The organism is Pseudomonas sp. AP19, from assembly GCF_001728855.1.
Taxonomy (GTDB): Bacteria; Pseudomonadota; Gammaproteobacteria; order Pseudomonadales; family Pseudomonadaceae; genus Aquipseudomonas; species Aquipseudomonas fluorescens.
This window is the reverse complement of record NZ_LXJP01000029.1, coordinates 79,699-87,423: the sequence shown is the minus strand read 5'-3', so window position 1 is coordinate 87,423 and position 7,725 is coordinate 79,699. Positions and strand designations below refer to the sequence as shown.

The following is a 7,725-nucleotide window of genomic DNA, read 5'->3' as shown; positions in this document are numbered from 1 at the left end:
GCTCCCACATCGGGTCATCGCCGGGGCTTACAGATCAGTAGTGGTACCACTTCACTTCAAGCATCACTTCATTCACTGGCGTGGAAAGGTGGCTGTACTCGCGTTGGGCGCTCAGGCGTAACCCGAGGTTGCGCGACAATTCCCACTGCTGGTTCAGGCTCACACTGCGGCGCACTTCACCATTGGTGAAGAAATCGCCTTTGGCTTCCAGGCTCAAATTGCCCAGCGGGTTTTTCCACAGCAGGCCCGTGTTAAACCCGGCTGCCGGGGAGATGGCTTCGCTGAAGTCATTATTGTGTTCCACGCGCACCGTGCCGAGGGCGAAGCCGAGCATGTCGTCGCTCAGTTGCCAGGTGCCGCCAGCGCCGCCGTTAACGTGAGAGACCAGGGTTTGGTCGTCGTGTTTACCCGGCACGCGCTCCAGGCCTCCGGTCACTTGCCATGACCACGGCTGCAACAGCGCGTTGCGCGGGGTCAGCGAGCGGATGGTCGCCAGGTCCAGTTGCTGCACCTGCCAGTGGTTGCCTTCGTACTGGCGCAGCTTCATTTGCAGGATTTCAATCTGCGCGCCCAAGGGGAAGCCTTCGGCGTTGTCGTTAAGGTCGTGGTAGGCCATGCGCAGGCCGTATTCACCGAAGGTTTTGCTGCCACGGGTGCCGATGCCGGCTTGCCAGGTGCGTGATTCATGGCCATCTTCGGGCAGGCCCGGGCGCGCGATGTTGAGGTCGGGCGCGGGGTTCTGGTTGATCGCACGCAGCAGTTCGAAGCTGCGTTGGGAGCGTTCGGTGTCGCGCTCCAGGCCGTTGGCGCGGTAGCGACCCAAGCGATAGGCGGCGTCGATGATTAGCGCCTGGCGATCGCGGGGCAGGGCTTTGAAGGCCGGCTCCTGCAATTGCTTCTGGTCATCGCTGACTTTCAGTACCCATTGTTGCTCGTCGCCATCCAGCGGTTTGGCGCGTTCGAGCAGCTCGCGCTCACGGGACGGGCGGTAGTCAATCTTCTCCACCAAACCGGCTTCTTTTACCGCCTTAACGGTGTCGGTCGGGATCGCCGTCAACGGGAATTGCTCGGTCAGGCGCAGGCTTGGGCGGGCCACCTGGAGCAGTTCCAGCAGGCGGTAGGAGCAGTTTTCGTCGAAGAAGAAGTAGTCGAACTGGATCTGCTTGAGCTCCCACACGTGCCGGACCATGCGCTCTGTCTCGAGCTGGGTCAGGTTGAGGCGGTATTCCCACAGGTCGCGGTTTTCGAGGCTACGGTATTCCGAGAGCTTTTCTTGGTACGGCACCAGCGCAAACAGGCCGGGATAGCCGCCCATCAGGCCTTTCCAGGCATAGAGAATGCTGTTGTCGGAGCCTTCGATGTAGGCGCCGAAGTTGATCGCATAGCTGAGCAGGGCGGTGTTGTTGCTCTGCACGTCAGCCTGGTCGATGCGCAGCAGCGTGTGGCCGAACATAGACGACGGGCTGTTGAGGTAGGCCGCCGGGAAGATCATCACCGCGCTGTGGGGCGCGACGTCCTTGAACCATTGGGTGAATTCTTTGCACTCCAGTGCGGGCAGATCGGTGAGGTGCAACTGTTCCTTCAGCCAGCGGGTACGTGCCGGGTAAACGCACTGCGCATGTTTTTCACCCAGGCTTGCCGGAGCATACAGCGCTTCAACGGTGGCCTTGAGCTCGGCGTCCGGGTGGTGGGCACCGTCGGGGGCGAGGAAGAATTTCTTGTCGCTGACATAGCTGCGCCAGCCTTTGAGCTTGCCGGCTTCGTAATGGCCCAAAGACAGCCAGAACGGATCGTTGGCCAATTGCTGCAAACGTTGATCATCAATATGCGGGGCCGCGTATAGCGGGGCGCAGGCGAAGAGTGCCAACCAGGCAAGGCGTTTGAGCATAGGGGCAACTTAAGTCGGGAAAAGTGAGACCCAAAGGGGAGGCGGGTCCAAAAGTAAAACCCGCGCCTCGAAAGACGCGGGCCGGTCGAGCTTAAGCCTGGGTAGCGTATTTGGCCAGGCGGGTATCGCTTTTCAGTACAGCCAGGGTGTTGTTGTGCACGTCGTCAGCGGTCACGTCAGCTTTGCTGAAGATTTGCTGGAAGTGCTCGTGGGTCACGGCAGCAAAGTGCTCGCGATCTTCAGGCGCAACGCCCAGTACCACGGCATAGGTGGTCAGCGCTTCGCCGTTGCCCTTGGCCATGTCTTCGGAGAGCTCGTTCATCATGCCATTCATGGCAATCCAGGACTTGCCGCCGTAGGTCAGGGCGCTGTTGGTGCTGCAACCGTTGGTGCCCGAGGTCATGCCGAAGGTGGCGTTACCGGAGGTGCCGTTGGTGGTGGAAGCGAGGAAGTGGGCTGGAGTACCGCGCTGGCCTTCGAACAACATGTTGCCCCAACCGCAGTTCGGGCCACCTGGAGATTCAGCCATTGCATTGAGGGAGACAACGGTGAAGAGAGTACCAAGAAGGATCCGTTTCATAGCTTTGTTCTCTTTGTGTGCAAACCAATGGACAAGGGTTCAGGCGCTTCGCAGCGCCCTAGGGGCCAGTTATTAGTCCAACCCGCGCAATTTGGAGTTTAGGCACGTTCCTAGGGTTCCGTTATTTTTTATAAAACAAACCGAGTTGTCGCGATTTTTTTGTAGGAGGCCTCCCGTGTCCAGGCTTTCCCAAAGGCTCGCCTTGCCAGAGCGCGCAACCGGGAGCCAGAATGCGCTCATCTGCCCCGCCTGATGTAAGGAAGCCCGATGCCTGATCCTGTTGCTGCCAGCTTGCGTCTAGCGCCCGAAGCGCTGACTCGCCCTTTCTCCGCTGAACAGTTCAGCTTCTCGACCACTAATGATTTGGAGCCCTTTCGCGGTGTGCTTGGCCAGGAACGTGCGGTTGAAGCCTTGCAGTTCGGCGTGGCCATGCCACGCCCCGGTTACAACGTGTTTGTCATGGGTGAGCCGGGTACCGGCCGCTTTTCGTTCGTCAAACGCTACCTGAAGGCCGAAGGCAAACGCCTGCAGACCCCGGCGGACTGGGTCTATGTGAATAATTTTGATGAGCCGCGCGAACCGCGCGCCCTGGAATTGCCGGGCGGCGCTGCGGCGGCGTTCATTGCCGATATCAATGGGTTGGTCGACAACCTGGTCGCGACGTTCCCGGCCGTTTTCGAACACCCGACCTATCAACAGCGCAAAAGCGCCATCGACCGCGCCTTCAACCAGCGCTACGACAAGGCGTTGGATGTGATCGAACGCCTGGCCCTGGAAAAGGACGTGGCGCTCTACCGCGACAGCTCCAACATTGCCTTCACCCCGATGCTCGACGGCAAGGCGCTGGACGAAGCGGAGTTTTCGCAACTGCCGGAGGCTGATCGCGAGCGTTTCCACACGGATATTTCCGAACTGGAAGAACGCCTTAACGAAGAACTGGCCAGCCTGCCGCAGTGGAAGCGTGAGTCGAATAACCAACTGCGTCAGTTCAACGAAGAAACCATCACCCTGGCCCTGCAACCTTTGCTGGCGCCTCTGTCGGAAAAGTACGCGGAAAACGCCGGTGTTTGCGGTTATCTGCAAGCCATGCAGGTGTACCTGCTCAAAACCGTGGTCGAGCAACTGGTGGACGACGCCAAGACCGACGCCCAGGCCCGCAAGCTGCTCGAAGAGCAGTATTGCCCGAGCCTGGTGGTCGGCCACTCGGTCAACGGCGGTGCGCCGGTAGTGTTTGAGCCGCACCCGACCTACGACAACCTGTTTGGCCGTATCGAATACAGCACCGACCAGGGCGCGCTCTACACCACCTATCGCCAGTTGCGTCCGGGTGCTCTGCACCGTGCCAATGGCGGTTTCCTGATTCTGGAAGCCGAGAAAATGCTCAGCGAACCGTTTGTGTGGGACGCCCTCAAGCGTTCCCTGCAGTCGCGCAAGCTGAAGATGGAATCGCCACTGGGCGAGCTCGGCCGCCTGGCCACCGTGACCCTCAACCCGCAAATGATTCCGTTGCAGGTCAAGGTCATCATCATTGGTTCGCGCCAGCTCTACTACGCGTTGCAGGATGCCGATCCGGACTTCCAGGAGATGTTCCGCGTCCTGGTGGATTTCGACGAAGACATTCCGATGGTCGACGAGAGCCTGGAGCAGTTCGCCCAGTTGCTCAAAACCCGCACCTCGGAAGAAGGCATGGCGCCGCTGACGTCGGACGCCGTGGCGCGTCTGGCGACCTACAGCGCACGCCTGGCCGAACACCAGGGGCGTTTGTCGGCGCGTATCGGCGATTTGTTCCAGCTGGTGAGCGAGGCGGATTTCATTCGCCACCTGGCGGGTGATGAGATGACCGATGCCGGGCATATCGAGCGGGCGCTCAAGGCCAAGGCCACGCGTACCGGGCGTGTGTCGGCGCGGATTCTCGACGACATGCTCGCTGGGGTCATCCTGATCGACACCGCCGGTGCGGCCGTGGGCAAATGCAACGGGCTGACGGTGCTGGAAGTCGGCGATTCGGCCTTCGGCGTGCCGGCGCGGATTTCCGCCACGGTGTACCCGGGCGGCAGTGGCATCGTCGACATCGAGCGCGAGGTTAACCTCGGTCAGCCGATTCACTCCAAAGGCGTGATGATCCTTACCGGTTACCTGGGCAGCCGTTATGCCCAGGAATTCCCGCTGGCGATCTCGGCCAGTATCGCGCTGGAGCAGTCCTACGGGTACGTGGACGGCGACAGTGCCTCGTTGGGCGAGGCGTGCACCTTGATCTCGGCGTTGTCGAAAACGCCGCTCAAGCAGTGCTTTGCGATTACCGGCTCGATCAACCAATTCGGTGAAGTGCAGGCGGTGGGTGGGGTCAACGAGAAGATCGAAGGCTTCTTCCGCCTCTGCGAAGCGCGCGGGTTGACCGGCGAGCAGGGCGCGATCATTCCGCAAGCCAACGTCGCCACCTTGATGCTCGACGAGAAGGTGTTGCAGGCCGTGCGCAACGGGCAGTTCCACATCTATGCCGTGCGTCAGGCCGATGAGGCGCTGAGCTTGTTGGTCGGTGAGCCGGCCGGTGAGCCGGACGAGGAGGGGCAATTCCCTGAAGGCACGGTGAATGCGCGTGTGGTGGAGCGTTTGCGCGCGATTGCCGAGATGATCAGCGAGGACGACTTGAAGGAAGCGGAGAAGGAGCTGGCGCAGCAGGCGTTGGCGGAAGCCAAGCCGAGCTGATTGTCGTGACGCGGTCAGTGTGGGAGCGGGCTTGCTCGCGAAGGCGGTGGATCAGTCATTAACAATGTGTCTGACCGACAGCATTCGCGAGCAAGCCCGCTCCCACATTGGATCAGCGGAGTATTTGGAAACGGCGGTGAATTCGCCACTAAATTGACTTGCCTCTCAGGGGCCAACGCCCGTTGGTCCCTACAGCCTTGGTTTGTACTGGTTTTCTTCTATTCTGAGCGTAAGGGATATCTACAGGAGTCGCTGGATAGAGACAGCTTCGCCAGGCGCGAGGTTGAACACCGATCTACCGAGGGTCGCCGCCATGTCGCGCAACCTTTGCCTTACCCGCCAATGTTTGGGCCTGGTTACCCGTATCGAATGCTCCATTCGCCCTCTCGCGGGGGATAACGGGATGTGGACGTTGTTGTTTGCCGCTGGCATGACCGGCGAACAGCCCTCCACCATCAAGTCCCAAGGCCCGTTTCACGGGCCCTTCGTGGCAGAAACCATTCTGCAGTCAATTGTTGAAAGCCTGACCCTGCACGGTTATGCGCTGGCCGATGACCCGCAGATCTGGTGCCTGCACCTGCAGGCACATCTGCGACAACTCAATGGTGGGCGAGGCCAGACGCTCAGTGATACCCATCACTGAACACTATTTGCCCTCGGGCTTGTCCAGCTTCACTTCGAAACCGTATTGCACGGTACTCAGGTCAGTGCGCTGGTAACTTTCCAGCGTCGTCGGCTGGCCATAGAAATAAAACACGTCAAAGAGTGCCGTGCCGTACTCCTCGGCGCGGTGGCTCACACCGAGAATTTCCTTGAGGTAGTGGCCGCTGGCGTCCTTGGCGTAGAAACGCCAGCTGTCGGCGGGGAATTCTTTTTGATCGACAATCAGCGCGTTGTCTTTCAGCGACAGGCCTTTAGGCAGTTTGCCCACGTCAATCGTGGCTTTTTCGATCGTGGCCAGAAACAACGGTATCGAGCCGACTACGAAGGCGGGGTTTTCCGGGAACAGGGTGAGATCGTAAGTCAGCGTGCCGCTTCCTGCATTCAGCTCGAAGGCCTCGGTCGGCAGTTCGATGGGCTCGCCGCGTTCGCCTTTTTCATCCGCGGTGAAGAAGGTAATCGGCGACTCGCCGCTGTTGCGATCAGCGCCGACCAGGTCGTCATTGAACGTGAACGGGTGGTCAAACACGATTTTCGCGGCACTCGCGTCTTCGGTCGACTGGCTGATCGTCACGCTTTTTTTCAGCTGCTCCTCGGTCATCGCGGCGTCTTTTAGCCAACTGGCGGCGCTGTCGTCGTACACCGTGACCGGCATCGGCAAGGCTTGCACGGTCTTTTGCAGGCTGTTCTTGTCGAAACGCATCACCGGCAGGTCGAGGTCCTTGCGCGTGAGCGTGGCCTTGGAGAAGTCCAGTACATCGACCTGCAGGGTGTCGATCAAGCCATTGAAATACACCTTGGCGTAGTGGCTGCTTTGTTTGTGCTCAAAGGCTTTCTGCTCGTCCGTCAGGTGCTTTTCAAAGGCATCCGACCAGACCGTTTGCTTTTGCATCTCGGCCAGTTGTTTCTCGTAGAACGCTACTTGCGCGGCATTCTCGTTGATGGAGCCCGAGCGGGTCAGAAATTGCCCGCTACTGTCACGCGCCTGTACCAGTAAGGGGTTCGGCGATTCGTCACCGACCTCCGGTGCCAGTGGCTCGCTGTTGGTCAGTTCGATCTCGGCGTAGTTTTTCTCAAGCAGCAGCAGGTTGAGGGTGATATTGCCCTCGGTGCGTGTGTGGCCCACATCTTTTTTCGACAACTCGAATGTCAGCACCTTGCCGGGCGCAATCACCTCAACCGCGCCCTTGAGGCTGACTGGCTGCGGCTGGCTCTTGTTGTCGGTCTCGATACCCTCGATGAACGGGTAAGTCACGGTCAGGTCATCGGGGTTGGTCAGGTTGGAGCTGCTCGGGCTCAGTTGGATGCCTGGGTCGGTTTCCGACCATTCCGGCTGAAACGGGATGACTTTATTGTTGCTCAAGGTCACCGACTGCCATTCCAGGCCATGGGGGAAGGGGAACTGGTCCGGGGTGTTGAAGTTGAATGGGAACACCGGCTGCAAATCCGTCAGGTAGTCGGAATGCGAGGCTTTGCGCAGCACGAACAGGCCATTGATGTAGGTGTCCACCAAGGCTTGGGGCGTGGGGTAATGCTTGAGCAAGGCCAGGGTGTCTTCGCCGTATTCGGCTTCGATGGGCTTGTTGGCGAGTTTGACGCGCGCCCGTTCCAGCAACAGCAGCGAGCCGCCGAGGTCGGCAATGGCATCTCTGAGTTTGGGGTCTTGAATGGTGTCGAGCGACTGTTCGAACTTCGCGGTTTTTTCTTCGAGGGTCACCTGCTTCTGCTCTTCTTTGGGAGAGCAGCCGCCGGCCATCAGCAACGCCGCACACAGGCCGATCGTGGCCAAAGGGGATCGCACATCCATCATCTGAATCTTCCTGTCCGACATCATCGAGCCGAGTTAATGGACTCGACACTAGCAGAAAAATTCTCTTACAGATGCCGCTCA

The 7,725-nt window shown here is 59.5% G+C and carries 5 protein-coding genes; 2 read left to right on the top strand and 3 right to left on the bottom strand.

Annotated features, from left to right (window positions below; translation table 11 throughout):
• Positions 1 to 34: 34 nt before the first annotated feature.
• Both A7D21_RS20140 and A7D21_RS20135 read right to left on the bottom strand, forming a co-directional pair.
• Complete coding sequence (locus A7D21_RS20140; RefSeq protein ID WP_053258098.1) at positions 35 to 1,888, bottom strand: DUF4105 domain-containing protein; 1,854 nt, start codon at positions 1,886 to 1,888, stop codon at positions 35 to 37.
• A gap of 91 nt (positions 1,889 to 1,979) precedes the next feature.
• Positions 1,980 to 2,468, bottom strand: coding sequence for a DUF3015 domain-containing protein (locus A7D21_RS20135; protein ID WP_017139294.1), 489 nt, complete (start codon positions 2,466 to 2,468; stop codon positions 1,980 to 1,982).
• Positions 2,469 to 2,735: 267 nt separating this feature from the next.
• Here A7D21_RS20135 and A7D21_RS20130 point away from each other — a divergent pair, with 267 nt between their 5' ends.
• Both A7D21_RS20130 and A7D21_RS20125 read left to right on the top strand, forming a co-directional pair.
• A complete protein-coding gene (locus A7D21_RS20130) occupies positions 2,736 to 5,174 on the top strand; it encodes a Lon protease family protein (RefSeq protein WP_053258097.1) in 2,439 nt (812 codons plus the stop codon).
• Positions 5,175 to 5,487: 313 nt separating this feature from the next.
• The gene (locus tag A7D21_RS20125; protein ID WP_069552508.1) at positions 5,488 to 5,817 is read left to right on the top strand and encodes a hypothetical protein; all 330 of its coding nucleotides are present in this window, start codon (positions 5,488 to 5,490) and stop codon (positions 5,815 to 5,817) included.
• A gap of 3 nt (positions 5,818 to 5,820) precedes the next feature.
• Here A7D21_RS20125 and A7D21_RS20120 read toward each other — a convergent pair whose 3' ends face one another.
• Positions 5,821 to 7,644, bottom strand: a complete 1,824-nt coding sequence (locus A7D21_RS20120; RefSeq protein ID WP_083272216.1) for a hypothetical protein — start codon at positions 7,642 to 7,644, stop codon at positions 5,821 to 5,823.
• Between the last annotated feature and the right edge of the window lie 81 nt (positions 7,645 to 7,725).